25 protein-coding genes are annotated in these 23,590 nt (G+C 46.3%); 10 read left to right on the top strand and 15 right to left on the bottom strand.

Annotated elements, in window-relative coordinates; all coding sequences use genetic code 11:
• The first annotated feature begins 53 nt into the window (after window positions 1–53).
• Window positions 54–647, top strand: a complete 594-nt coding sequence (locus tag NC796_RS01230; protein WP_310681371.1) for a DUF3109 family protein — start codon at window positions 54–56, stop codon at window positions 645–647.
• A complete protein-coding gene (gene rpoN / locus NC796_RS01225) occupies window positions 644–2,182 on the top strand; it encodes an RNA polymerase factor sigma-54 (protein WP_310681370.1) in 1,539 nt (512 codons plus the stop codon). Before NC796_RS01230 ends, rpoN begins: the two co-directional genes overlap by 4 nt.
• Here the strand turns inward: rpoN and NC796_RS01220 are convergent, their stop codons facing one another.
• Together NC796_RS01220 and NC796_RS01215 are read right to left on the bottom strand one after the other, a co-directional pair.
• Entirely contained in the window at window positions 2,183–3,691 is a 1,509-nt protein-coding gene (locus tag NC796_RS01220) for a hypothetical protein (protein ID WP_310681369.1), read from the bottom strand.
• Window positions 3,692–3,722: 31 nt separating this feature from the next.
• Window positions 3,723–4,205: an Lrp/AsnC family transcriptional regulator gene (locus tag NC796_RS01215; RefSeq protein WP_310681368.1), complete on the bottom strand. Its 483-nt coding sequence runs from the start codon at window positions 4,203–4,205 to the stop codon at window positions 3,723–3,725.
• 202 nt (window positions 4,206–4,407) lie between these two features.
• Here NC796_RS01215 and serS point away from each other — a divergent pair, with 202 nt between their 5' ends.
• Window positions 4,408–5,676 (top strand): serine--tRNA ligase, encoded by a 1,269-nt coding sequence (gene serS, locus NC796_RS01210; RefSeq protein WP_310681367.1) that lies wholly within the window; start codon window positions 4,408–4,410, stop codon window positions 5,674–5,676.
• 55 nt (window positions 5,677–5,731) lie between these two features.
• A complete protein-coding gene (locus tag NC796_RS01205) occupies window positions 5,732–6,427 on the top strand; it encodes a hypothetical protein (RefSeq protein ID WP_310681365.1) in 696 nt (231 codons plus the stop codon).
• Window positions 6,428–6,753: 326 nt separating this feature from the next.
• Here NC796_RS01205 and dusB read toward each other — a convergent pair whose 3' ends face one another.
• Window positions 6,754–7,746: a tRNA dihydrouridine synthase DusB gene (dusB, locus tag NC796_RS01200; protein ID WP_310681364.1), complete on the bottom strand. Its 993-nt coding sequence runs from the start codon at window positions 7,744–7,746 to the stop codon at window positions 6,754–6,756.
• A gap of 390 nt (window positions 7,747–8,136) precedes the next feature.
• Here dusB and NC796_RS01195 point away from each other — a divergent pair, with 390 nt between their 5' ends.
• From NC796_RS01195 to radA, 3 genes are all read left to right on the top strand, one after another.
• Entirely contained in the window at window positions 8,137–9,213 is a 1,077-nt protein-coding gene (locus NC796_RS01195; RefSeq protein ID WP_310681362.1) for a class I fructose-bisphosphate aldolase, read from the top strand.
• 172 nt (window positions 9,214–9,385) lie between these two features.
• Entirely contained in the window at window positions 9,386–10,477 is a 1,092-nt protein-coding gene (locus tag NC796_RS01190; protein WP_310681360.1) for a lysylphosphatidylglycerol synthase transmembrane domain-containing protein, read from the top strand.
• An 8-nt stretch (window positions 10,478–10,485) separates the two neighbouring features.
• Window positions 10,486–11,850: a DNA repair protein RadA gene (radA, locus tag NC796_RS01185; protein WP_310681358.1), complete on the top strand. Its 1,365-nt coding sequence runs from the start codon at window positions 10,486–10,488 to the stop codon at window positions 11,848–11,850.
• A gap of 40 nt (window positions 11,851–11,890) precedes the next feature.
• On the opposite strand, the gene rpsU is transcribed toward radA, so the two are convergent.
• The 10 genes from rpsU to NC796_RS01135 all read right to left on the bottom strand — a co-directional run bounded on the left by rpsU (window position 11,891) and on the right by NC796_RS01135 (window position 19,697).
• Window positions 11,891–12,085 carry a 30S ribosomal protein S21 gene (gene rpsU / locus NC796_RS01180; protein WP_310681356.1) on the bottom strand — a complete coding sequence of 65 codons (195 nt, stop codon included), beginning with the start codon at window positions 12,083–12,085 and terminating at the stop codon, window positions 11,891–11,893.
• 258 nt (window positions 12,086–12,343) lie between these two features.
• A complete protein-coding gene (locus tag NC796_RS01175; RefSeq protein WP_310681354.1) occupies window positions 12,344–13,177 on the bottom strand; it encodes a TIGR02757 family protein in 834 nt (277 codons plus the stop codon).
• Window positions 13,178–13,274: 97 nt separating this feature from the next.
• Window positions 13,275–13,718, bottom strand: a complete 444-nt coding sequence (locus NC796_RS01170) for a hypothetical protein (protein WP_310681352.1) — start codon at window positions 13,716–13,718, stop codon at window positions 13,275–13,277.
• A gap of 89 nt (window positions 13,719–13,807) precedes the next feature.
• Entirely contained in the window at window positions 13,808–14,431 is a 624-nt protein-coding gene (locus tag NC796_RS01165; protein ID WP_310681350.1) for a methyltransferase, read from the bottom strand.
• A gap of 40 nt (window positions 14,432–14,471) precedes the next feature.
• Window positions 14,472–15,215, bottom strand: coding sequence for an SDR family NAD(P)-dependent oxidoreductase (locus NC796_RS01160; protein ID WP_310681348.1), 744 nt, complete (start codon window positions 15,213–15,215; stop codon window positions 14,472–14,474).
• A 61-nt stretch (window positions 15,216–15,276) separates the two neighbouring features.
• Entirely contained in the window at window positions 15,277–15,795 is a 519-nt protein-coding gene (locus NC796_RS01155; RefSeq protein ID WP_310681346.1) for a Crp/Fnr family transcriptional regulator, read from the bottom strand.
• Between the two features lie 444 nt (window positions 15,796–16,239).
• On the bottom strand, window positions 16,240–16,797 hold the full coding sequence (locus NC796_RS01150) for a carboxymuconolactone decarboxylase family protein (protein ID WP_310681344.1): 558 nt from the start codon (window positions 16,795–16,797) through the stop codon (window positions 16,240–16,242).
• A 173-nt stretch (window positions 16,798–16,970) separates the two neighbouring features.
• The gene (locus NC796_RS01145; RefSeq protein ID WP_310681342.1) at window positions 16,971–17,762 is read right to left on the bottom strand and encodes an SDR family oxidoreductase; all 792 of its coding nucleotides are present in this window, start codon (window positions 17,760–17,762) and stop codon (window positions 16,971–16,973) included.
• A 53-nt stretch (window positions 17,763–17,815) separates the two neighbouring features.
• The gene (locus tag NC796_RS01140) at window positions 17,816–18,574 is read right to left on the bottom strand and encodes an alpha/beta fold hydrolase (protein ID WP_310681340.1); all 759 of its coding nucleotides are present in this window, start codon (window positions 18,572–18,574) and stop codon (window positions 17,816–17,818) included.
• A gap of 10 nt (window positions 18,575–18,584) precedes the next feature.
• Entirely contained in the window at window positions 18,585–19,697 is a 1,113-nt protein-coding gene (locus NC796_RS01135) for a DUF3179 domain-containing protein (protein ID WP_310681338.1), read from the bottom strand.
• 41 nt (window positions 19,698–19,738) lie between these two features.
• Here NC796_RS01135 and NC796_RS01130 point away from each other — a divergent pair, with 41 nt between their 5' ends.
• Together NC796_RS01130 and NC796_RS01125 are read left to right on the top strand one after the other, a co-directional pair.
• Window positions 19,739–20,389, top strand: a complete 651-nt coding sequence (locus tag NC796_RS01130) for a sigma-70 family RNA polymerase sigma factor (RefSeq protein WP_310681336.1) — start codon at window positions 19,739–19,741, stop codon at window positions 20,387–20,389.
• Window positions 20,390–20,448: 59 nt separating this feature from the next.
• A complete protein-coding gene (locus tag NC796_RS01125) occupies window positions 20,449–20,682 on the top strand; it encodes a hypothetical protein (protein WP_310681334.1) in 234 nt (77 codons plus the stop codon).
• Between the two features lie 78 nt (window positions 20,683–20,760).
• Here the strand turns inward: NC796_RS01125 and NC796_RS01120 are convergent, their stop codons facing one another.
• Both NC796_RS01120 and NC796_RS01115 read right to left on the bottom strand, forming a co-directional pair.
• Window positions 20,761–22,236 (bottom strand): NAD(P)/FAD-dependent oxidoreductase, encoded by a 1,476-nt coding sequence (locus NC796_RS01120; protein WP_310681332.1) that lies wholly within the window; start codon window positions 22,234–22,236, stop codon window positions 20,761–20,763.
• The gene (locus tag NC796_RS01115) at window positions 22,233–22,562 is read right to left on the bottom strand and encodes a hypothetical protein (protein WP_310681330.1); all 330 of its coding nucleotides are present in this window, start codon (window positions 22,560–22,562) and stop codon (window positions 22,233–22,235) included. The genes NC796_RS01120 and NC796_RS01115 overlap by 4 nt, the downstream gene beginning before the upstream one ends.
• A gap of 249 nt (window positions 22,563–22,811) precedes the next feature.
• Here NC796_RS01115 and NC796_RS01110 point away from each other — a divergent pair, with 249 nt between their 5' ends.
• Window positions 22,812–23,558, top strand: a complete 747-nt coding sequence (locus NC796_RS01110) for a flavodoxin family protein (protein WP_310681328.1) — start codon at window positions 22,812–22,814, stop codon at window positions 23,556–23,558.
• Window positions 23,559–23,590 lie beyond the last annotated feature (32 nt).

Genomic DNA, 23,590 nt, shown 5'->3' with positions numbered 1-23,590 from the left:
TGAACATAATTCATCTTTTAAATTAGGAGATAGAAAGAGTATTTTGGGTACCTATGTTTAGAGTGCAAAACACCATCTTGTCAGAAGATATCGCTACTGCCAGGTTTGCGTGTGATATAAACCGTTGCAAGGGTGCTTGTTGTGTGGTAGGCGATGCAGGAGCACCCGTGGCAAAGAAAGAGATCCCCGTGTTGCGTAAAGCCTTCCGCCGGCTAAAAGAACAGCTTCATGAAGATGCGGTAGCGACTGTTGAAGAATCCGGGCTGATTAAAGGTGATAATCAGAATGGATATGAGCTTAATTGCGTTGAAGAAGGAGAATGTGTGTTTGTAAAATACGGTGAGGATGGGATTGCAAAATGTGCTATTCAAGAAGCCTATTATGAAGGAGAATTCAATTGGGAAAAACCGTTGAGTTGTCATCTTTTCCCCATTCGGTTGAAGAATATTCTTGACTTTGATTACGCAAATTTTGAGTATTTCCCTGCCCTTTGCAGTGCGGGGTGTGACCACGGCGAGGAGCAGGATATATGGTTATCCGAATTTTTGAAGGACCCGCTGATTCGCCGGTATGGGGAAGAGTGGTATGATGAGTTTGTTGAAGCATGTAATGAGATTCGAGCTAACAATAAAACGGTTCAAGCATGATTAAAACCGGCCAAAGCCAGCAGTTAAGTCAAAAGCAGTCGCAACAACAGCGGCTTTCTCCGCAGCAGATTCAGTATATAAAATTGCTGCAGCTGCCAATGGTGGCTTTGGAACAGCGTATCAAGGAGGAGATGGAGCTCAATCCCGTCTTGGAAGAAGCCGAACCTGATGAACTGCAAAAAGAAGAGCAACTCGATTCCCCGGAAGATTGGGAAGAGAAAAAAAAGGATAATGATGAGGTGGACCCGGTTGATCAAAATGAAGAGGTCGACTGGGAAGAGTTTATGCACAATACCGAGTATGAAGGTGAAAACTATGGAGGGTACTCGGGTTCAGGTGGGAACCAGGAGTGGCGCGACCTGCCGAATCCTTACCATGAATCGCTTCTTGAGGAACTCGAACACCAGGTGGGACTGCTCGATTTGACGGATAACGAAAAGCTCGTAGCTGATCAGATCCTGGGCTCGCTGGACCATGACGGGTATTTCCGCCGGGAACTGGAAGCCGTGGTCGATAATATCGCTTTTAACGAAGGAGTGTTGACTTCGGCTGAGGAGGTCGAGAAAGTACGCAAGCAGATTCAGCGTCTTGATCCGCCGGGTATCGCCTCAACCGATCTTCGTGACTGCCTGGTAGTGCAGCTGGAAATGGCTGATCCCGATACCAGTGGCCGAAACATTGCATTGAAGATGTTGAAGAATCACTGGGAGGCATTTGAGAAAAAGCATTTTAGCAAGCTCAAAAAGAAATTGAATATCGGGGATGAAGAGCTTAAGAGTGCTTTTGATTGCATTAAGGGACTTGATCCCAAGCCGGGCGGAGGCGGAACGGAGGTGGAAGACACTCAAAATTATATTGAGCCCGATTTTGAAGTCCGGTACCAGCCGGCAACTGATGAAGAAGGGAAAGAAACAGGGGAAGGCGATTTTATTATTAAGCTCAATGATCGAAATGTTCCGGCCCTGCGAATCTCTCCCCGATACAAGAAGATGTGGGATGATCTCAAAAAAAAGAAAAAGAAGAATTCAAACGACAGCGTAAGAGAGACTAAAAATTTTATCAAGGATAAGATTGATTCTGCACAGTGGTTTATCGATTCCATACGGCAGCGGCAGAATACCCTGATGAATACCATGAAAACGATCGTTGCCCTGCAGGAAGATTTTTTCAAGCATGGAGAAGGGCTCAAACCGATGATTCTGAAAGATATTGCTGACCGGGTCAACCTCGACATTTCTACGATATCGCGTGTTGTCAATGGAAAATATGTACAGACCAATTTTGGAGTTTTTGAACTGAAATATTTCTTTAGCGAAGGCCTGGAAACAGAAAGTGGAGAAGAAGTATCCAACAGGGAAGTAAAAAATTCGCTCCAGCAGATTGTGGATAATGAGAATAAAAAGAAACCACTAAGCGATCAGGCTATAGCCAAGAAGCTGGAGAAAGAAGGCTATAAAGTTGCCCGTCGAACAGTGAGTAAATACCGGGAGCAGCTCAATATTCCCGTTGCCCGCCTCAGAAAACAGATTATGTGATCACGAGATCGCTATCGCCAGGTCCAGGATATTTAATAGCCTATCATTAGTAACAACCAGTATTGCAAGGACGGCCACTATAAGAGTATAAAGTCCAAGTGTTCCGGAGGCGTACAACCAACGGTTGCCCTTGATATTTTGGCCGGTATCGAATGCGGTGATCGGGAAATCGAGCAACAGTACAGCTACGAACAGGATAAAACAGGCTCCCATGAGATAGGCATTACCACCCGACATCAGCAAAGTGACGATGACCGTAGTAATAACAAGGTTCAGATGAAATGGCCAAGAATAAAGAATCGAAATTTGGCTCAGGTACCCGATTCCCCAGTTGGCAACATATAGCCAGAGCAGAGAGATTGTTTGAAACAATAGGGTAAATAGGAGCCCGAGAAATAAGAATGAAAGGTGGCCGGAACCGAAGATATTAAGTATTGGGAAATAGAAATAAAATACCTCAACCCCAATGCTGGAAAGATAGGTGTTGGCCATGCAATATAGGAAGATGCCACCCAGTACCGCATGTTGGCCAAGCAACACCAGGGCTGGTACAATGGAGCGAATGTGGCGCTGCATTACATCCTCAATAAAAAATTGGTGGCTCAGGAAAAATCGGAAAAGGGACCTGCGATATGTGGGGATAAAGCTATAGGTTAGGGCTACTGTGCCCCATAATGCAAACAGGATAAGTACAATAATACTGTGGGAATTACCGTCCGTCAGAGGTTCCCTGGGTAGGGGGAAGACCGCATCCTGATAGGTGGCATACTCAGTGAGAATCTGTTCGGTGGACCGGTGTTCGTTTTTGAAATTTAGCAGCCAGCCGGATTCAAAAAATAGTGGGGCTTGGTGATTCACCGAGGTCTTTTCAATAAACCATTTTAATGGGGCCATCCGGTTCTTCATGCCGCCGGAAGGTGCGTAGAGAAATGCGCCTGATGATGAAAACCCGGTGTTGTCCACGGATTGGAAGGCTGGAGTAACTTCAATCCTGGTAATGTGGAACTCGAATAATGAGTCTACTGCTTGAGGTTCTCGATTCCACTTCTTGTAATAGAGAGGTACCGAAAGGGCAGAATCCATCTGCTCGGTAAAGGGCTGGACAGCCCCGGCAAAACGTGGATGGTTGGTCTGGCCATAGGCAAAAGCCCCGATAGCTTCTACTTGGGTTGTGCCATATCGTGTTAAAAATTGCTGAAAAGTCCGAACCAGTGACGAGTCGGCCTCCTCAAAAGTTTGGATGACGGGAAATGTGACCGGAATTTGAACAAACACATTGAAATCGCGTCGGCTGATTTCGCTCCATATCTCATCGGTGACCAGCTCATCCACCTCGATATACTTAATCTTGAGATTTTCGAATTGGTCGAGCTGGCGAATTGCTTCTTCATGATTTTCTGGAACATCCCAAATTACACCAAAAGAGCGTTGAGCAAAACTGAAGCTGGGAAAAAAAGAAAATGTTACCAAATAAAGAATAAGAGCATATACAACCGGGATTCTGCCCATAGGTGATTGCAGAAATACAAAGGATGAAAAATTACTTAATGTCGATAGTACCGGTCAGCTCAATAGGTAATTCACGCGTTTCCTTGAAATTGGTAAGTACTACGTTAGAACGGGTTTTGTGAACTCCATTCCATGACTGAATCTTGGACAATAGCTTTTCAAAAGACTCAGTATTCCAGGTTCGGATTTTCAGGATATGGGAGCCATCCCCGGTAATGGAATAACATTCAAGAATTTCGGGTTCATCAACAGCTTTTTCCACAAATTTTGGATAATTGTCCGAACCGTCAACCTCCACAAAAACAAATGCAGTAATATCAAACTCAAAACGGCGGGAATTCAATACGGCGTGATATCCCTGTATCAGTTCTCTTTCCTCCAGCTTTCTCATTCGTTCAGAAACGGAAGGAACAGAGAGATGCACTATCTCAGCTAGTTTATTTCGCTGTGCTCGGGCATCTTGTTGGAGGTGTTTGAGTATCTTAATGTCAATCTCATCTAAACTATGTGCCATGCTATAAAATGTAACCCTTATTTATCTATAATGTTTTCAAGTTAGCTTAAAATATTTAGGTAGGCAAGCATATCATACATTTTTTGAATTTATAATTTATTTAATGGAAAACCAATTTTTTACAATTCAAAAATATGTTCAATACTTCATAAAACTCTTTTATCTTTGACGAGAAGAAAAATCAAAAGTTTAAATTAGTTTTATGCTGGACGTAACGTTTATTCGAGAACACCCTGACGTGGTGAAAGAAGGAATGAAAAATAAGGGCGAATCAAATACCCAGGTGGTGGATGAGCTTCTGGATGCGGACGAACGTTGGCGATCCCTTGTGAAAAAGGTTGACGATCTCCGCAGTGAGAGTAATACCAAGGCCAAGGAAATCGGCAAGCTGATGGGACAGGGCAAGAAAGAGGAAGCCCAGGAGATTATCGCACACACCAGTAAGCTGAAAGAGCAGATTAAGGATCTGGAAGAGGATTTAAACAAGCTGAAAAGCAAGCGGGATGAACTTATTCTGCACATTCCAAATGTCCCGCACAAGTCGGTACCCGTTGGAGCTTCAGAGGAGGATAACGAAATTTTTAAAACATGGGGAGAACCGGCTGAGGAAGAATGGCGAAGCCCTCATTGGGAGCTGGCTGAAGACTCCGGATGGGTCGACTTCGAACGCGGGGCCAAAGTGACGGGGGCCGGTTTCCCTTTTTACCTGGGACCGATAGCCAGGCTTCAGCGTGCCCTCATTAACTATTTTCTTAATAAGGCCACAAAAACTGGATATACCGAAATTCAGCCCCCGTTTTTTGTGAATGAGGACTCCGCCCGCGGGACGGGACAAATTCCCGACAAAGAAGATATGATGTATGAGATTCCACGCGATGAATTTTTCCTGATTCCGACGGCGGAGGTTCCGGTCACCAATTTTCACCGTGATGAGATTATTTCAGCGGACAAGCTTCCGATCTATTACGTGGCTTATACCCCATGCTGGCGGCGCGAAGCGGGTTCATATGGGAAAGACGTTCGGGGCCTGAATCGCCTGCATCAATTCGACAAGGTGGAGCTCGTCAAAATTGTCCATCCCGATAATTCCTATGAAGAGCTGGAAAGCCTCCGGGAATACGCAGAGTCGCTGCTGGAAGACCTCAAGCTGCCGTACCGCACCCTGCTGATGTGTACCGGTGATATGGGCTTTACGCAATCCAAGAAATATGATCTGGAGGTATGGAGTCCCGGGCAGCAGCGCTGGCTGGAAGTAAGTTCTTGCTCCAACTTTGTGGGCTACCAGGCACGGCGCATGCAACTTCGGTTCCGGGATAAAACCGGGAATACCCAAACCCTGCACACCCTGAACGGCTCTGGCCTGGCGCTGCCCCGCGTAGTATCTGCCATTATTGAAACCTACCAGGATGAAGAGGGGAATATTGAAGTTCCCGAGGTCCTGAAACCGCTTGTTGGTTCGGAATATTTGTAAGGTTTGACTAGGTTTATTCGGAGCAATTCATATTAATCCAAAAAATCGATTGATTATGAAGATGCGAGCCCTGTTTCTTAGTACTGTTACCTTTTTTGTGATACAAGCCTGCGCACCGGTTTACATTCCCAGTGCCCGGCATACCCACCAGCTGGATGAAAAAGGAGAGGTAAGTGCTGCCATTTACAGCGGTACCAATGGGGTGGATGGCCAGGCTGCCGTAGCAGTTTCGGATAAGATCGGTATTTTGGGTGCCGCCTCATTCGGGACCAATGAAGAAGAGGGATCCCCGGATTATCACAAGCATTCTTATGGAGAGCTGGGAGTGGAATACTTCAGGGCAATTGGCAGGATTGGGCGCCTGGAACTGATCGGTGGTGGTGGATTGGGATCAGCTACCTCGGTCGACAACTATGTGTTTGCGGGGTCGAACCAGCAGGTTGAGGCTACCGGCAAATACAACAAGTTGTTCCTGCAGTCCAACATCGGGCTGGAAACGAGTTGGATAGAAACAGGGCTGGCACTACGCCTGGCACATGTTACATTTACTCAGTTCGAAACGTCCTCCACTACTTTTAGTGAGTCGGAATCGGGTACGTTCTTTGAACCTGCACTATTCGCAAGATTGGGCTGGAAAAACGTAAAGATTGAAGGGCAAGTCGGTACGGCGGGTTTATTTCAGGATGAACAGGATGTCTCTTTCACCTATCGTCCGGCATTAATTTCGCTTGGACTTCATTTTACCTTGTAGGAAATTCAGTATCCGGTAGCACGGGAGTTCTTAAATCCCCTGTAAATCAGGTACCCACCAAGGACCAACAGCAGGGCGAAAACAACGCCTCCCAAGAAGATATAAGCCAGGTATGGTATCAGTATCAGACCCAATATACTGACAATGAACCTGACAGGATTCGAATAGAAACTGTATGCGTTGAGAAGTGCTGTTAGAGCACGAAATAATCGGGACCACATAGGCTGAAATATTATTTGAAATTTGTACCTGCCTCTATACGTGATCAGATTGGTTTTGATTCAAGGTGACCTGCTTAACTGGACATTTTCTTATAAATGGAATATTTAGGAGGCCGTTGCGTACATCTCCTGCTCCTTAAAGTTTAGCAGCAGTTCCAGGATAGGCTGCATCTCTTTTTCCTCCATGATAGCTCCACGAAGTTTTCGACTGTTTCGAACACCTTTCAGGTATTGCCCATAGTGTTTTTTCATGATGATGACGCCATACCGCTCCCCATGATGCTCTACGGAACGACGCAGTTGTTCAGCAGCTAATTGAATACGGTCGTCCACCGATGGTGGGGGGATAAGCTCACCGGTCTCCAGGTAATGTCGCGTCTGTTCAAAAATCCATGGGCTGCCAATAGCACCCCGACCGATCATAACTCCATCAACACCGGTTTCATCAAACATGCGTTTTGCATCCTGTGGAGTAGTCACGTCACCATTTCCGATAATCGGGATTTCAAGTCCGGGCGTATTTTTAAGTTTTTTCAGCCACTCCCAGCGGGCGTCTCCTTTATATTTCTGATTACGGGTCCGGGCATGGACAGTCAGAGCTTTAACCCCCAGTTTTTGAAGCATTAGAGCTACTTCCTGGATTCGTATGGTGCGGTTGTCCCAGCCCAGTCGGGTTTTAACCGTCACTGGTCGATCTTCCACAGCATCGACAACACTACCGGCCATACGCTCCATCAGCGCAAGGTCCTTCAGGCAGCCGGCACCGGCCCCCTTCTTGGCAATTTTATAGACCGGGCATCCAAAGTTGATATCGATCAGATCAGGATTTTGAGCCTCAGCCGTTTGCGCGGCACCCTCCATCGCTACTTCTCTACTGCCGAAGATCTGAACCCCAAACGGCCGTTCCTCCTCACAGAAATCCATTTTTTGCATGGCTCCGTTAGAGTCGCGGACAATCGCTTCAGAGCTGATAAATTCCGTATAGACAATACTCGCCCCTCGTCGACGGCACATCACCCGGAAAGGTGAATCGGTAACGTCCTCCATGGGAGCCAGAAGTAGTGGTTTTTCACCAAGATCTATCGAACCTATTTTCATATTGTTAACTAAGCTGCTTGTTGCAAATTTGAAGGACCAAATATAAGGACTTTTAGCTTTAACATCATTGAGAATAGCTGTCAGTGATCAGTAATCAGCTATCAGCTTTCAGTGTTGGTATTCCTGATAAAATTTACCCTAATTATCTGGGATAATAGGCTTACCATATAATAGATTCAATGATGATATATGTTACTATTAGACTGAAAGCTGAAGGCTGACAGCTTCTCAAACTTTAATTTTTAAAATCTCTGTACGTTTGAGAAGGATACCTCAAAGCTTTGGTAATATCTCATACTTCATCTTTTTTAGTCATTTCTAGACAGATCACTTATATTAGGCCTCTAGCAATTCATAACCTTATATACCAATAAAATAGGAGTTTTTACTATGGCACTTGCCGCAAAAAGCATCGATGAAATGCTTGGTGATGAAGCAGATGATCTGCTGAATCATTCGTGTGAAACAATTTACAAGGAAAATCTACATCTGCCGAATCCCAATTTTGTAGATGATGTGTGGATCGATTCCGATCGCAATCCACGTGTTCTGCGTAATCTCCAAACGCTGTTTGACAATGGGCGACTTGGCGGAACCGGTTATCTTTCGATACTGCCGGTAGACCAGGGTGTTGAGCACTCAGGTGGCGCATCGTTTGCTCCCAATCCGGCATATTTCGATCCCGAAAATATTGTTAAACTCGCTATTGAAGGCGGTTGTAACGCAGTTGCCTCTACATATGGAGTACTTGGTGCTGTAGCTCGCAAGTATGCTCATAAAATTCCATTTGTTGTCAAGATCAACCACAACGAGTTGATGACCTTCCCAAATACGTATGACCAAATTATGTTCGGGAGCATTGATGAGGCGTTCAACATGGGAGCTGTCGCTGTTGGTGCCACTATCTACTTCGGATCGGAAGAATCGAGCCGACAGATCCAGGAAGTAGCCAAAGCTTTTGAATATGCCCATGAACTAGGATTGGCGACGATCTTGTGGTGCTATACGCGAAACTCCGCATTCAAGAAAAACGGAACTGATTATCACGCTTCTGCTGATCTCACTGGTCAGGCCAACCACCTTGGAGTAACCATCGAGGCTGATATTATAAAACAGAAGCAGCCAGTTAACAACGGTGGATATAAGGCACTGAACATGGGGGATTCCTCTTATGGCAAGCTCGACGAGAGAATTTACACTGAGCTGGCAACCGACCATCCCATCGATCTGACCCGCTACCAGGTAGCCAACTGCTACATGGGCCGCGCAGGACTGATTAACTCAGGCGGCGGTTCTGGTGAAAATGATTTCGCCCAGGCGGTACGTACAGCTGTTATTAATAAGCGTGCCGGTGGTATGGGGCTGATTAGTGGCCGGAAAGCGTTCCAGCGGCCGATGGATGAAGGGGTGAAAATCCTTAACTTTATCCAGGATGTTTATCTTGACGATAACATCACCGTAGCCTAATTTGCTTATACCATTTTAAGCCTTATGGAGTTATGCTTCATAAGGCTTTTTTATTTATATGGCATACAATTTACTTTCATCTTGCAGTGTGGTATGGCTAGGTTTAATGATGATAGCCTGCTACTTTACCTGCATTGGTGCCGTTCTTACAGGGATTTAACAACAAAACTTTTTGACTGAAGAACCCAAACATATCCAGGAAGACCCGCAAAGTTTCTTTTCCAAGCGGTATCTTTTTATTTCCATAGGCTTGAGTGTCCTTGGGATGGCGGTGGTGATCTATCTCACCTATACGCCGGGGGTGCTGGAGCATCTCAAACCCAAACGGATGCCCGGGTTGGTCATTGCACTGATTGTATCATTGTTGAGAGTATGGTTTTCAGCTGCCAAAATACGTTTTTTGGCCGAAGGACAATTGAACTGGATGCAATCATTCCGGGTCATTTTGAGCTGGGACTTTACCTCTTCTGTAACTCCGTCAACAATTGGCGGTGCCCCGATGGCCACCTATGCCATGACCAAGGAGGGATTAAAAGCCGGGCAATCTACTGCGATCATCCTTTATGGTGTTCTGCTGGATCAGCTCTGGTTCGCCCTGGCTGTGCCCATTTTGCTCATATCCGGGTTATTTTATGAGGTCGTGCCCGAAAACATCGGTATGGTGGGTGACATCTCGATGTTGCTGCTCTATGCCGGTTTGCTCTCGTATGCCAGCCTTCTTGCGTATGGGGTATTGAAAAATCCCGCGGTTCTAAAAAAAGTTGTAAATGCCGTGTTCCGGATGCCATTCCTGCGCAAATGGAAAGACAAGGTGAAGGAGGAGGCGGAACATCTTGAGGAATATTCCCATGAACTGCGTAAAAAGCCCGCTTCTTTCCTGCTGAAAGCCTTTTTTCTGTCTACCATGTCGTGGTTCTGCCGCATTGCGTTGCCCACGATTGTTATTTTGAGCCTGCTTCCAGCCAATGAAATTTTATCCGTGCTCAGGAGCCTGGCGATGAACCTCGCATTTTTGATTATGCCGACGCCTGGCGGCAGTGGTGGCGTGGAAGGGCTGTTTGCTATTTTCCAGGGACCGCTGATTGATCGTAAAGCCTTTATCGGGTTGGCAGTCTTTGCCTGGCGGATCATCAGTTATTATATCAGTATTGGACTGGGAATGATGGCGACAACCTGGTACATCAACCAGTCGGTGCTGGAAAAGATGGAGAACAAGGTAGAACCGGGCAGTGATTCCGATATCGTTGGAGAGATAAAGAAATAGGATAGAATTTGCCAAAAAACAGGATTGAATACGTTTGTGGGGAATGCGGTCACACCTCTACCAAATGGCTGGGGAACTGTCCCTCATGCGGAAAATGGCACACATTTAAGGAATTCACCGTTGAGCGGGAGAAGAAGGCTGACAAATCTCACAAAGGAAAGGTAGAAGGACTCGAAGAGGGTGGCTCGCCTAAATCGCTCGATGACATTACCCTTAATGAAGAAGCCCGGTTCGCTAGTAATATCTCTGAATTGGATCGGGTGCTGGGCGGTGGATTTGTGCCCGGGTCCTTCGTGTTGATTGGCGGGGATCCCGGTATTGGGAAAAGTACGTTAGCCTTACAGATTGCAAAGTCTAACCCGGAGCTGCAGATACTCTACTGTGCGGGAGAAGAGTCGGGGGGACAGATCAAGCAGCGGGCCCGTCGACTGGGTGTAGATTCAGAGAACCTGTATATCTATAACGAAACCGATATCAGCCATATCCTGAAAGAGGCCCGTAAGATGGAGCCGGACCTGCTAATTGTGGACTCTATCCAGACAGTCTACCGCACCGAGTTGACCAGTATGGCCGGGAGTATCCAGCAGGTGAAGGAGTGTGCCGCCCTGTTCCAGCAGCTGGCCAAGAAACAAGAGATTACGACCCTGCTGATCGGGCATGTTACCAAACAGGGGGACCTGGCGGGCCCACGGGTCCTGGAGCACATGGTGGATACCGTTCTGCAGTTCGAAGGCGATCAAAACTATACTTACCGGTTGCTCCGAAGTCTCAAAAACCGGTTTGGTCCTGCCCAGGAAGTCGGCGTTTTTGAAATGAACGAGCATGGCCTCACCGACATTCTGAACCCCTCCCAGCTGTTTCTTTCGGATTATGATCGCAATGTGAGCGGCAACGCGGTGGTCTGCACCATCGAGGGCTCAAGACCACTTTTGATTGAGGTGCAGGCACTGGTAACCCCAAGTAATTACGGCACCCCACAACGAACTGCCAGTGGATTTGATCATCGTCGCCTGTCACTGTTGCTGGCCGTGCTGGAGAAACGGGGCGGGTACCAGTTTTCCGGGCAGGATGTCTACTTGAATGTGGCCGGGGGAATCAAACTGAGCGACACCGCCGGTGATCTGGGCGTCATATGTGCGCTGGTGTCCAGCTTCCTGGATAAGCCGATATCAAACAGCCTGGTATTTTTGGGAGAAGTGGGCCTGGGTGCCGAAATACGGGCGGTTCCCAAGCTGGAACAGCGGCTCGGTGAGATCGAGAAGATGGGTTTTGATGGAGCAATCATCCCCAAGGCAAACAAACTGAAAAAAGAGAGCGCCCTCTCGTTTCAACAGGTCGATAACTTTAATGAGGCCATAAAAAAAGCCCTGTAGCAGAGCCACAGGACTTAAATAAGTTGGTAGTAACAGAAACCTAGTAGTTGTTTCTTTCACGTCGCTTCTGTTCACGAATGCTTCTTTTCAGCGCTTCACGACGTTCCTCGGAAGGTTTGGTATACTGCTGATTCTCTTTGTACTCATTTAAAATCCGGGAACGGGTAACCAGTTTCTTGAACCGGTTAATTGCGCGGTCAATGCTTTCGTTGTCTTTTACATTTACTCCAACCATTTGTTAATTCACCTACCTTAAATAATTTTTCTTTCTTTGAATGAATCGGAAATATAAGGAATATCTGGCCAAAGTGTAACATTTTGTTATTGGTTATCTGTTAATTCTTATATGGGGCAGTTTGATACGGATTGGGTATCATAACTCATCAAACAGAATAAATATCCGCTATCTTGTAGTTACGGTCCACCTTCCCACAGGGCTGCAACTTAATCAAGATATAGCCCATCTTAGAGGTGGACCACATCGGAGCCAAACTCAAAGAAATTGGGGATTTAGAACTAATCTATCCTGTAGTGTCGACTCCGTGACCCCAATTCCAAACAGGGCATAATCGTATTTGGCGGGATCTTCCGGATCGAGTAGGCGCATCTTTTCGGTCAGCTCTTTTGTTGCCTTCCAGTCGTTGTATGTGCGCTCCAGGATGCCCAGCACCCGTGCCTGCCGTGCTACATGAACATCGAGCGGCACCATCAGCTCCGAAGGATCTATAAAATTCATGGTGCCGGGATCTACTACGCTATGCTCGCGAATGGTCCACCGCAGGTAAAGATACAGGCGTTTGCAGGAGCTGTTTTTGGCAGCGTTGGAGATATGCTTGCGTGTGCGTTGGGCGGCATCGGGGCACACTCCAAAAAAGCGCTCCGGGAAAACCGCCATCAGGTTTCGGTCATTTAGCTGTGCCTCCTGTTGGCAACTGGCCCAGAACGGTTCAAATCCCCCGTAATCCTGGAGGATATGGTGGAGAATGCTCGTAAGCCAGTACATGTCTACCGGCTTGAAGGTGCGGTGTTTGAATCCCTCAAAACGCTTGCGGTCCCGCTTGGAGAAATTGCCGATAAATTCCGCCGGCCGATTATCCATGCGATCCAGGAAATCCCGAACTTTTGCGATCACGATATCCCGGCGTCCCCATGCCATCAGTGCGGCAAAAAAGCCCGCCAGCTCCTGGTCCAGCTTATCATCAAACGCATGCATAAAGAGCACCGGGTCATCGTCAATGTATGCCGGCTTTTCCATGCGTTCGACCCACTGATCGAGCCACGGTTTTAGTTCGAGGATTTGGGAATTGGAAAGGAGTTGTTGCTGCATTTAATGTGGTTTTAATCCGCAATTCAAGCTAATGAAAGAAAAACAAAATCATCTCAAAACTAAGCAAATTTGGATAGTATGTTGAGAGCAATGTCTGTTAAAAAACGGGTACCGGCATTCCCTCATAGAATTTATCGGATGTAGTGGACAGAATATTTTCGACTTTTTGAGTCTCTCGGTCAATCCAAACTTCAACTATAGGTTTTTTATTAATCGCCCGTCGGATAATATCGGGACCATTTGCCAGTCCATCTGGACCAAAACGTGCTTCTGTGAAGATAATTTTATACCGGCTTTGATCTTTGCTGCCGGGGGCTTCGTGGGTTGGCGCTTTTCCTTCAGGGATATACATCGGAACCTCGGAAACAAAGAGTTCGGTGGGCATTACATAGTTGATGAAGCGGGTGGAATCCTCAAAAGAAGTCAAACGCTTGGCAATTTGTGGATGGGACCGGGCGATATCGGCAAGCTCAGCTATGGTATCCTGCTCGAGTTCACCCAGTGAAAGATAGACCTCGGTTTTATTTGCATAAGCATACAAGCTATCGGCTGACTGATTGTGAATTGTGCGAGCCAGGGTAAACGATATCACTAAGACAAGGGCGTATAATCCCAGAGTGCAAGTTGATTTCAGGAACGTAGTTTTTGGCCAGGGGATTTTACCAGCCTTGCGTTCGATACAGGTGGGCAGGAACATACCTGTCCTAGAGCAGTATTCGTCATAATCTGAAAATTGTTGGCTACAAGCCCACTCCTCTGTTTTTGCGAGGAAGTAATAGGCAAGCAGACGGTAACGAACCCAAATAAAACAAGATACCGGGGCCAGACCAGCACCATCCCAAAACTTGCGACCATCAGGGCCACGTATTGAGGATGTCGAATCCAGCGATAGATGCCGCCCGAAACAGCTCCACCCCGCGTTAGTTTGCTGCAGTATATCTGTCCGGCGCCGAGAGCGAAGGCAAGTAGACCTGTCGAGAATATCACCATGCCAATCATCTCGTGCCAGGTGATGAACAGTGATTGCGTCTCCCGTGCGATGTGAGGCATGAAAAAGGCGATCAGCCAGCTGGTAGACTCTGATAAGTTCAGTATCTGCAGGCTAGGACCGTACACGCTGTAGATATAGGCCGCAAACGGGCTAAACATGTAGAAAAACTCAAATGCAATTAGTCCATAAAAGACAGCGCTGGTCCAAAATGCACTACGCGTAAGACTGTTCGAATCAGTGGTATTATTGCTTTGTTGGTTCATGGGTATATCTCTACTTGAATATTTGATCTAAAAAGATCGATTAGCAATTCAGACTGTTGATCATACGGAAGGCGAAGTTCGGGGCAATTCGACTTAACAGGTAAAGCATGTTAACTTTTCCCACCCGAATCTCTTTTTTCCCCTTTTGAAGTCCTTTGAGCATCCCTTCAATAGCTTCCTGGGTAGAAATTGCGATATCCGGGGGGGTTCCTTTATGCCAAGGCGTATCTACTGCAGGGAACATCACTTCCACGATTTCAACAGCGTCTTGTTCGGCCTGGGCTCTCAAAACTTGCGTGAATGAGTGCAGGGCGGTCTTGGTGGCGTTGTAAATTGGATATGTAGCACGGGGTGCATAAATGAGTCCCGTTGTAATATTGATGAGTGCCGGATTTTCTTTCTCCCGGATAATGGGGTAGAAAAGCTTGCAGAGTGTGACCGGGGCAGAAAAGTTTGTGGCTATTTCCAGGGCTGCTTTTGCGATCATATCGGGATCTGACACAAAGTTTGTTTTATGAACAATGGCTGCGTTATTGAAAAGTACATTGCAGGAGGGATGATGTTCTCTGATCGAGCCTACGAGCTTCAGGCGTTGATGATGATCAGAGATGTCACATTGATAGGTGGTAATATTTTGCAGTCGTTCTTTTGCACGCGTTAGTTTTTCCTGGGAGCGCCCACAAATGATGACATCGTTATTCTTTTTAAGCAGTTCCTCAGAAAGGGCAAGCCCAATACCAGAACTGCCGCCCGTAATTAAAATAGTGTTGCCGGTAAGGTGCATTTGAGACTCCTTTAGTGATTATTGTTCTCGGGCAATTAAGGAGTCGGAGAAGAGAAATGCATTAACCTGTGTTAATGAGACCCATTTTTTTACGGATTCTGCTCAGTGCCACGGGCGTGATTCCCAAAAAAGAGGAGATCAAGTGCTGGGGAATACGGTCTTCGAGATTAGGATACCGCTCCCTGAATAGCCTATATTGTGTTTCTGCATCAAACAGGAGGAGTTCACGCTCTCGCCTCACCTTTGTGGCGTATCCTTTTTCGAGAAGTATAATCAGGAATTTATCCCAGCAGCGGTGTTGGCTCTGCAGTTCCTTCCATTTCTGGTAGTCGACAACAACAATTTCTGAATCTTCAAGAGCCTCTACTGAAATGGGGGAAGATTCTTTTTGGGCCATCGCTGTGTATGAACTCAACACCGAGTTCTCCGGGAAAAAGCCCTTAGTGAAGTGGTTGCCTTTCTCATCAACGTAATAGTAACGGAACAGGCCTATAGATACGAACCCAAATTCCCTGGGTACTTCCCCTTCACGAATAAATAACTCTCCTTTATTGAGCGTCTTGACAGAGGATATTTCCAAAAGCTGGTTTTCCTGATCTTCGGGCAGGTCAACAATTTTTCTTATATGCCGGAGAAATGTTTCGATAATAGATCTGAGTGTAAATTGAGAATCATAAGAATATACAACCTAAATCATTCTGTTGGACCCCTCAATAACATTGTGACTCGAAGTACGGGACCAGATTTAAAAGGTTTCAGTACCATTAATAACCAGGCAGGACCTCGTAAAGCCGTTGCGACTACTTCGCATGACGTTCGCGATTACCTCGCATAGTCTTTACGATTGCTTCGTAAAGCCTTTACGACTACTACGTATAGCCTTTACGACTACCTGAAGATTAATTTCGATTTTGAATTAAGTCTTATTAACGAAAATATAATCCGAAGTATCGCTGGTCTAAAATAAAAAAGGACCTGGCCCATAGGGTAGAGCCAAGTCCTTTTAAATGAAGAGATACAACGATTACACAGTGGTGAACTCCAACTTTTCACTTTCAAACGCTTCGTCCACCGGTGTTTCAGCCAGGTGGTTGGTGTAGTTACTGATGGTTTTCAGGGATATTACCAGGTTCACCTCCAGGACGTGCTGCTTTGTGTATCCGGCGTCCAGGAAGGACTTCAGGTCATGGTCTTCCACAAACCCGCGAGTTTGTACCGTTTTCTGGATGTAAGTGACCAGGGCGTCCAGTTTTTCGTCCGGTACTTCGTTGTCATTACGGACCGCATCCACGATGGCTTCGTCCACATTCAGCTTCTTTTTCAGGACAGTCGAGTGGGCGGCAGCACAATAGTGGCACTCATTTTCGATACTCACGGCCAAAACGGCTAGCTGCTGTTCTACCGGATTAAAAGAGGTTTTTCCGAGTATTTCATTGAGTTTGATATAGCCCTCCAAAGCTGCCGGAGATTCAGCGAGTTCTCCGTACAGGTTGGGCACAAATCCGTAGTTTTCTTTTACTGATGTTAGTAGTGGTTGCGATTCTTCTGGTGCATTGTCGGGATTATAGATTGTTAAATCCATAAAAGTAGTATTCCTTCTTTGTTAATTGGTTTTATTTGTTTCCTTTCGGATCATCGGTTTGACTGATGGGAATACTACGCTGTTTATTACCTGTATTATGCCCAGTTATTATCGATATGCTGTATAGAGTATATCTATTGCAATAATCTATTTTTGCATCAGAACCATCTGGTTTACATGGAACGGTGTTCTTTAGCTCGTACTTGCAATGAATCAAATAGCTTAGCCACCTTTTGGTCAAATTTGAGCGGCTCCTCAAAATTTTCTTTGATGTCATCAATGCGCTGCTGGCCGCCCAATATTACATTGATCTCTTTTTCGAGCAGACCTTTTACAGAAACACGGGCTACTTCTTCAGGACTGTCCATCGCCCGATCAACCTTAGCCGTCTCCATCATCGGGGTATCTGTGGCCGTGGGAAAGACGGTCATGACATGAATGGGATATTCTGCCAACTCCCGCCGCATCGCCTCTGAAAAATGTTTTACGCCGGATTTTGTTGCGGCATAAACGCTGTAAAACGGCATCGCAATGTAGCCGAGACCGGAGGAAAGGTTCATGATGGTCCCTTCGGAACTTTCCTTGAGCAGAGGCAGGGCATGTTTAGTTAATAAGATCAGCCCGGTCAGGTTAATATTGATTTGGCTGATGATATCTTCATCCGATAAATTTTCCAGCAAGCTGGCACTCACCACCCCGGCATTATTTACCAGGATGTCCAGTGCACCCCATTCCTCATCGATGGCAGAAATTGCATTCTTAATATCAACAAGTTGAGAGACGTCGCCCTGGATTTTGAGAAAATTGGCAGAGGGGTAACGTTCTTCCAACTTATCCATTTTTCGTTTGGTTCTACCCATAACGGCAATGTCACGGGCTCCTTTTTCGATAAGTTCATCTACCAAAGCCTTGCCGATGCCAGCCGATCCGCCGGAAATGAGAATTTTCTTTTCTGATAAGTCCATTGTTGTTCTACAAATTTTAGGTTGTGTTTACTGTTTTGATTGTTGTCCAAATTCTAAAAATAACGGTCTACCCAGACCGCCGTTACCGATCCAACATATTTGGCATCTTGTTCATTTGATAGCAGATGGTCGGAGTCGTCAAGTGAGATAAAACTCTTTGGGTGCTTGGCCAGCTTGTAGATATGAGCCGCATTGTCGATGCCCACGGTGTTGTCTACCGGGGAATGAAATATTAACAAAGCTTTGCCAAGGTTTTGGATCACTTCATCCATCTTTTGGGCAGCGAGGTCATCCAGGAATTGTTTCTTAATAGTGAACTGTCGGCCGGCAAGCTGCACATTTGCCTCACCATTTTTTTCGATATCCTCTTTTTTATCCAGGAGCAGATGCTGTACGTGCTTAGGATTGCAGGGAGCACCAATTGTCACGACTGCTTCAATCGATGCAATGCGGGCAGCGGCCTGTAACACGGCGGCCCCGCCAAGGGAGTGACCTATTAACATCCGGGGAGCCATACCTTCACTTTTCATATAGCCTGCGGCGGCAACCAGGTCATCGACGTTGGATGAAAAGTTGGTATCAGCAAAATCCCCCTCACTTTCTCCCAGCCCGGTGAAATCAAAACGCATGATGCCGACCCCGTGTTCGGTTAACGATTGGCTGATGTGTCCCACTGCTCGCAGGTTTTTACTGCAGGTGAAGCAGTGGGCAAACAGGGCAGCACCCTTTTCGAGGCCTTTTCCCGGTTTGTCTATTCGTGCAGCCAGCTGTTCACCCTGGCTGCCTTTAAAGCTAATTTTCTTGCTTTCCATCCGAACTGTTTTATTTATGTTTATAAATTTCCGTTTTTGGCCAGAAAACCAACCAGGCAAAAGCAAAATAGTCGCCATAGGTAACCGTTTTCAACTGAGTTCCCTTGAGTGGGCCATCCACCGCTTTGCCGGTAATATTCCACTGGGATTGCGTTTGTATATCGTAAATATTATTGGAGCGCAGTTCAAATGTGAGCGTTTGCCCTTCTATCTTCCGTTTGAAAACTCCGGTTGACCCATCTTCCCGGGATTCAGCAATAGCAGTCTCATCCAATGCCGATAGTGCTCCATCCATATGAAAGACAACAATTTGTGTATTCCCAAAGTTGTCATTGATAACTTTCTCCTCTTTGGTAATAGAATACGGATATCCTTTGGTTTTCTTTCCCATTTTGACCCCGATCACTTTTTCCATGGGCGGTAGCTTTCCGGTTTCAACTCCTTCCAAAAAAGCGGGTGGGTTGTCTACATCATCATACCCGGCATAGGGATTTGAACCATAATTTTTATCGAATCCGGTTTCACGGTAAAGGACCTTGCCATCGGGGTAGCTATCCCGAAACTGCTTAAACGAGATGATTTGGCTGGGAATTTGTTTAAGTCGACTAGGCACGTAATCACCAACGATGGCCCGGCCGGTAAACTGTTGCCAGAATGTTTCAGTTTTTCGGTCATACATTACGAGATCAGCATTTCTAAGCAGTCCAGACACGCCAAATTCCAGGACTTCACCATCTACCGTCCGCTCAAAGACAATCGCTGAATAACAAAGTGGACAAAAAGTGACAAGCACAGGTTCACCGCTGATGCGGTCATTGACGATTTCATGCCAAATTAAAATCTGCAGGGGATAAGCACGTGCCTCACCGCCGGAAACTAAAGATATAACCGGTTCTTTATCTGACAGCCATTTCCCGGCCTGGGAGTTTGAAACAAATTCTGGGTTGTCAATTGACGGTATTCCATCTTTGCCAGGTCCCCCATACTGCAGTTCACTGAGATCGATTAATGTCTTCTCCGTATTCGTATTCCACTGCTGTAAATTTTGGGCTGTTACCCTTCCGCATGATGCAAAAAATGACAGACTAAATATTATAATTGCCAAGTACTTGAACGAAACCATTGGGTTCAGTATTTATGATCATAAAACAAAATTAGGGAAATATGTTTGACTGGCTTAAAAGACGCAAAAGGAAGGACAGATCTTACCGATCGAATGACGATTGGATTTCAGGCCTCGAAAATCCGCCCGATGAGAAGGCAGTTCAGGAACTGCGGGATGTCCTGGTACGGGGACTTAAGCCTGCATTATCCAAATATGTTGATCGTGAATTGGATCAGTTTGTTGAGGATATAGCCCAAGACAGCCTCCTAAAGATTCTGGATAATATTCATACCTTTCGCGGGGAGAGTAAATTTACGACCTGGGCGATGAAGATTGCCGTTCGCGAAGGGCTCACAGAGTTGAGAAGGAAAAGGTACGATGACATTTCGATTGAAGATCTGAAGCCGGACGACAGTGATGAGATTTTCTCATTAACCATGGCCGACGGTGAGGTGGGGCCTGACCGTTCGGCGCATGAGGCTCAGCTCATGGAAAAGCTTATGAGGATTATTAACGAAGAGCTCACTGATAAACAGAAGCGTGCGATCCAGGCCCTGATGATCCAGGGATTACCGGTTCAGATTGTAGCCGATCAGATGGGCACCAACCGTAATGCCTTGTATAAACTGCTGCATGATGCCCGCCTCAAAATAAAAAATCGGTTTGAGATAGATGGCATCGATCCTGATGATATGTTAAACCAGTTGTAAGAAAACGTAATCTAAACTCATCAAACTATTTGATTAATTAAGAATTTTTGACTCCAACTATGAAACTAAGCCCTGAATTACTGAAAAAGCTGATCCAGATGATCAAAATGACCCGGCCGGATGAGATCGGCTGTGATGAGTGTTTTGATGATCTGCACGCATTCGCTGAACTGGAGCTGGCGGGAAAATCAGCCGAAGATGCCATGCCACTGGTCAAAGACCACCTGGACCGGTGTGGAACCTGCCGGGAGGAATATGAAGCCCTCTTGGAAGCAATGAAAAACCTTAATTAAATTTGCTGCAATTTGATAAATAGCGTCAGGTCGATAATAACTGTCATTGCAAGGGATTTAGCGACGAAACCAGATTCTCTATACAATCCTGTCCTTATCACTTAAGTCAGGAATCTCTCCTCGATACCTAAAGACCCATTTAATAAGTTTCGTCAGCCATTCTGATTGATTTTTAACATACCACTGGTCCGCAGCGCGTCGGACGCCGAGTCCATAGCTAGGATAGGGATGAATGGTATCGGCGATATTTCGCAGGGTAACACCGTGCCGCATTGCAAGGGCGTATTCACTGATCAGGTCGCCCGCCTGATGCCCGTAAATGGTAGCACCCAGTATTTTTCCATTCCACTTTTTGGCGAATATTTTTATCAGCCCGTCCGTAGCATCATCCGTCAGGGCTCGGTCCACTTTTTCATAAGGGAAGCGATACACTTCATACGAAGTTCCCTCTTCTTTCAACTGCTTCTTAGTAGCCCCGACATGGGCAAGTTCCGGATCGGTGTAGGTACTCCACGGGACATGCTTTTTGTCGATCTTAATCGGTACTTTGAGCAGTGCATTGGTGGCCGCCACTTTGGCCATATGTTCCGACATGTGGGTGAACTGGTACCGCCCCGTTACATCCCCGGCAGCATAGATATGTTTTACATTGGTTCGGCACCGATCACTGACGGTGATTCCCTTTTTTGTGTAGTTGACCCCTGCGGTATCCAGGTTGAGTGCGTTATGATTAGCCGCTCTCCCGGTGGCGACAAGGAGAGCATCGCTTTTCCATGTCAGTTTTGCCCCTTCACGTTTTCCCGATATCATGATCTCTCCCTCCTCATTTTCTGAAACCTGCTCAATCGAAGAGGAAAGCTTGAATGTGACCCCTTCATCCTGCAACCTTTTTTGCAGCATATCGGCCAATTCTTCGTCGTCATTTGAAAGAAGACGCGGAAGCTGGTCAAATACGGTCACCTGCGTGCCCAACCGCTGAAACGCCTGCGCCATCTCAATACCTATTGGTCCGGCCCCGATAATTGCCAGGCTTTGCGGTTGTTCGCTGATTTCGAATAGTGTTTCATTGGTGTAGTAGGAGGTATCCTTTAGTCCCGGGATAGGTGGGACTACTGCCTTACTGCCGGTGGCAATGATGAAGTAGCGAGAAGAAACCTTTTTCACCCCATTTCCCCCTTCAATAGAAATCGTGTGATCGTCCAGGAAGCAGGCCTTGCCAAATTCAATATCGATGCCCATCTCACGGTAAATATCTGGATCATCGGCTTCCTCATAGACCTCCTGCCGCTTTTCCCGGAGGTTCTCCATCACAGAACTGAAATTCATATGTTTTCCTGTCTCATGCCCGAACTTCTCGGCTTCGCTGATGGTGTGTGCCATTTTGGAGGCATGGAGCAGGGTCTTGCTGGGGATACAGCCATACCACGTGCAGTCTCCTCCCAGCTTCTCAGCTTCTATCATCATGGTTTTGGCCCCGAAATTTGCCCCTATGCCGGAAGCCGTGAGTCCTGCTGCACCCCCGCCGATGACCACCAGATCATAATCATACCTCATAAAGTAATGTCTTTTCGTTTGCCATTTATTTTTTTCATTGTTGAATAGGTTCCCAATCCCAATAAGCCAAAAATTACCATATATACCCAAAATGGCACATTGTCACCTGCTATAATAAGGTAAAGGTAAGCCGAAGTGAGCCAGAATCCCGTTGAAAGGATAGGCAGAGTCAGCGGGCGATTTTTCCGCTTATTGCGAATAAGCCAGGCGACTGAGGCGGTAAAGAATGGAATTGCCCCCAGATAGATTGCGGCAAAAATGTAGGGATTGACGTTGTAATTGGCAGATAAACTCATGACCCATTCATGTATTACTTGTATTTCCATAGTTGTAACTGTTATAGTTCTAAGACAGAAACTACCGCCAGGCTCAATTATCAACACTGCCTCCTCTTGATGCCTTGATGATAGTTGTTCTTACATTCATAATGTACGCTTGTAAGAAATAAGATTCTCTTATCATCAGTAGATTTTGGATCTACTAATTTTTAAAGATTATAATAGTTTCATTTAAAACGTCTCAGGATAAGAAATAGTAGCAGTGAAAGATTAATAATTTTTTTAAAAAAGGATGCCATGGCACTATCCGAAAAGCAAAAACAACTTTGCACTGACAGCAGGTGGGATTTTTCAAACCTTAGGGCCCTCTACTTGAACTGTACACTGAAACCTGCACCCAAAATGTCCCATACAGAAGGACTTATTGAGGTTTCCAAATTGATCATGGAAGCAAACGGGGTGAAAACAGAGCTGCTTCGCCCGGTAGATTACGACATTGCCCCCGGCGTTTACCCGGATATGACAGAGCATGAATTTAAAACGGACGAATGGCCGAAAATTCAGCAAAAGGTGATGGATGCGGACATCCTGGTGATAGGCTCCCCGATATGGCTGGGAGAAAAATCATCGGTCTGTTCACTGGTTATTGAACGGCTTTACGGCTACTCGGGGAACCTGAATGAGCACGGCCAGTATGCTTACTATGGTCGCACGGGAGGATGTATTATTACAGGCAATGAGGATGGAATCAAACACTGCTCAATGAGCATTCTTTATGGGTTGCAGCACCTGGGATATGTTATTCCGCCACAAGCTGACTGCGGTTGGATAGGAGAGGCGGGACCTGGTCCATCGTATCGGGATGAAAACTCCGGCGGTCCGGAAAACGATTTTACGCAGCGAAACACAACGTTTATGACATGGAACCTGTTACATATGGCTCGGATGTTGAAAGAGGCGGAAGGTATTCCGGCGCACGGAAATCAGCGGTCGACCTGGGAGGCCGGTTGCCGGTTTGATCATCCCAACCCGGAACACAGATAGGCGTTACTATTCAATCTTGAACCGTTCATAAT

It is taken from the genome of Aliifodinibius sp. S!AR15-10 (assembly GCF_031569985.1).
In the GTDB taxonomy this organism is placed as follows: Bacteria; Bacteroidota; Rhodothermia; order Balneolales; family Balneolaceae; genus JAMQKA01.
Note: the sequence above shows the minus strand (reverse complement) of the source record. Positions and strands in the feature narration are given on the sequence as shown.

Bases quoted from the DNA above. Each gene is read 5' to 3' on its own strand.
- NC796_RS01120 (WP_310681332.1), bottom strand. From the start codon at position 22,236: ATGAGGTATGATTATGATCTGGTGGTCATCGGCGGGGGTGCAGCAGGA.
- serS (WP_310681367.1), top strand. From the start codon at position 4,408: ATGCTGGACGTAACGTTTATTCGAGAACACCCTGACGTGGTGAAAGAA.
- NC796_RS01230 (WP_310681371.1), top strand. From the start codon at position 54: ATGTTTAGAGTGCAAAACACCATCTTGTCAGAAGATATCGCTACTGCC.
- NC796_RS01110 (WP_310681328.1), top strand. From the start codon at position 22,812: ATGGCACTATCCGAAAAGCAAAAACAACTTTGCACTGACAGCAGGTGG.
- NC796_RS01165 (WP_310681350.1), bottom strand. From the start codon at position 14,431: ATGAACCAACAAAGCAATAATACCACTGATTCGAACAGTCTTACGCGT.
- NC796_RS01125 (WP_310681334.1), top strand. From the start codon at position 20,449: ATGAAACTAAGCCCTGAATTACTGAAAAAGCTGATCCAGATGATCAAA.
- NC796_RS01215 (WP_310681368.1), bottom strand. From the start codon at position 4,205: ATGGCACATAGTTTAGATGAGATTGACATTAAGATACTCAAACACCTC.
- NC796_RS01150 (WP_310681344.1), bottom strand. From the start codon at position 16,797: ATGGATTTAACAATCTATAATCCCGACAATGCACCAGAAGAATCGCAA.
- NC796_RS01205 (WP_310681365.1), top strand. From the start codon at position 5,732: ATGAAGATGCGAGCCCTGTTTCTTAGTACTGTTACCTTTTTTGTGATA.
- NC796_RS01115 (WP_310681330.1), bottom strand. From the start codon at position 22,562: ATGGAAATACAAGTAATACATGAATGGGTCATGAGTTTATCTGCCAAT.
- NC796_RS01135 (WP_310681338.1), bottom strand. From the start codon at position 19,697: ATGGTTTCGTTCAAGTACTTGGCAATTATAATATTTAGTCTGTCATTT.
- NC796_RS01195 (WP_310681362.1), top strand. From the start codon at position 8,137: ATGGCACTTGCCGCAAAAAGCATCGATGAAATGCTTGGTGATGAAGCA.
- NC796_RS01175 (WP_310681354.1), bottom strand. From the start codon at position 13,177: ATGCAGCAACAACTCCTTTCCAATTCCCAAATCCTCGAACTAAAACCG.
- NC796_RS01140 (WP_310681340.1), bottom strand. From the start codon at position 18,574: ATGGAAAGCAAGAAAATTAGCTTTAAAGGCAGCCAGGGTGAACAGCTG.
- NC796_RS01220 (WP_310681369.1), bottom strand. From the start codon at position 3,691: ATGGGCAGAATCCCGGTTGTATATGCTCTTATTCTTTATTTGGTAACA.
- NC796_RS01130 (WP_310681336.1), top strand. From the start codon at position 19,739: ATGTTTGACTGGCTTAAAAGACGCAAAAGGAAGGACAGATCTTACCGA.
- dusB (WP_310681364.1), bottom strand. From the start codon at position 7,746: ATGAAAATAGGTTCGATAGATCTTGGTGAAAAACCACTACTTCTGGCT.
- NC796_RS01160 (WP_310681348.1), bottom strand. From the start codon at position 15,215: ATGCACCTTACCGGCAACACTATTTTAATTACGGGCGGCAGTTCTGGT.
- rpoN (WP_310681370.1), top strand. From the start codon at position 644: ATGATTAAAACCGGCCAAAGCCAGCAGTTAAGTCAAAAGCAGTCGCAA.
- NC796_RS01145 (WP_310681342.1), bottom strand. From the start codon at position 17,762: ATGGACTTATCAGAAAAGAAAATTCTCATTTCCGGCGGATCGGCTGGC.
- rpsU (WP_310681356.1), bottom strand. From the start codon at position 12,085: ATGGTTGGAGTAAATGTAAAAGACAACGAAAGCATTGACCGCGCAATT.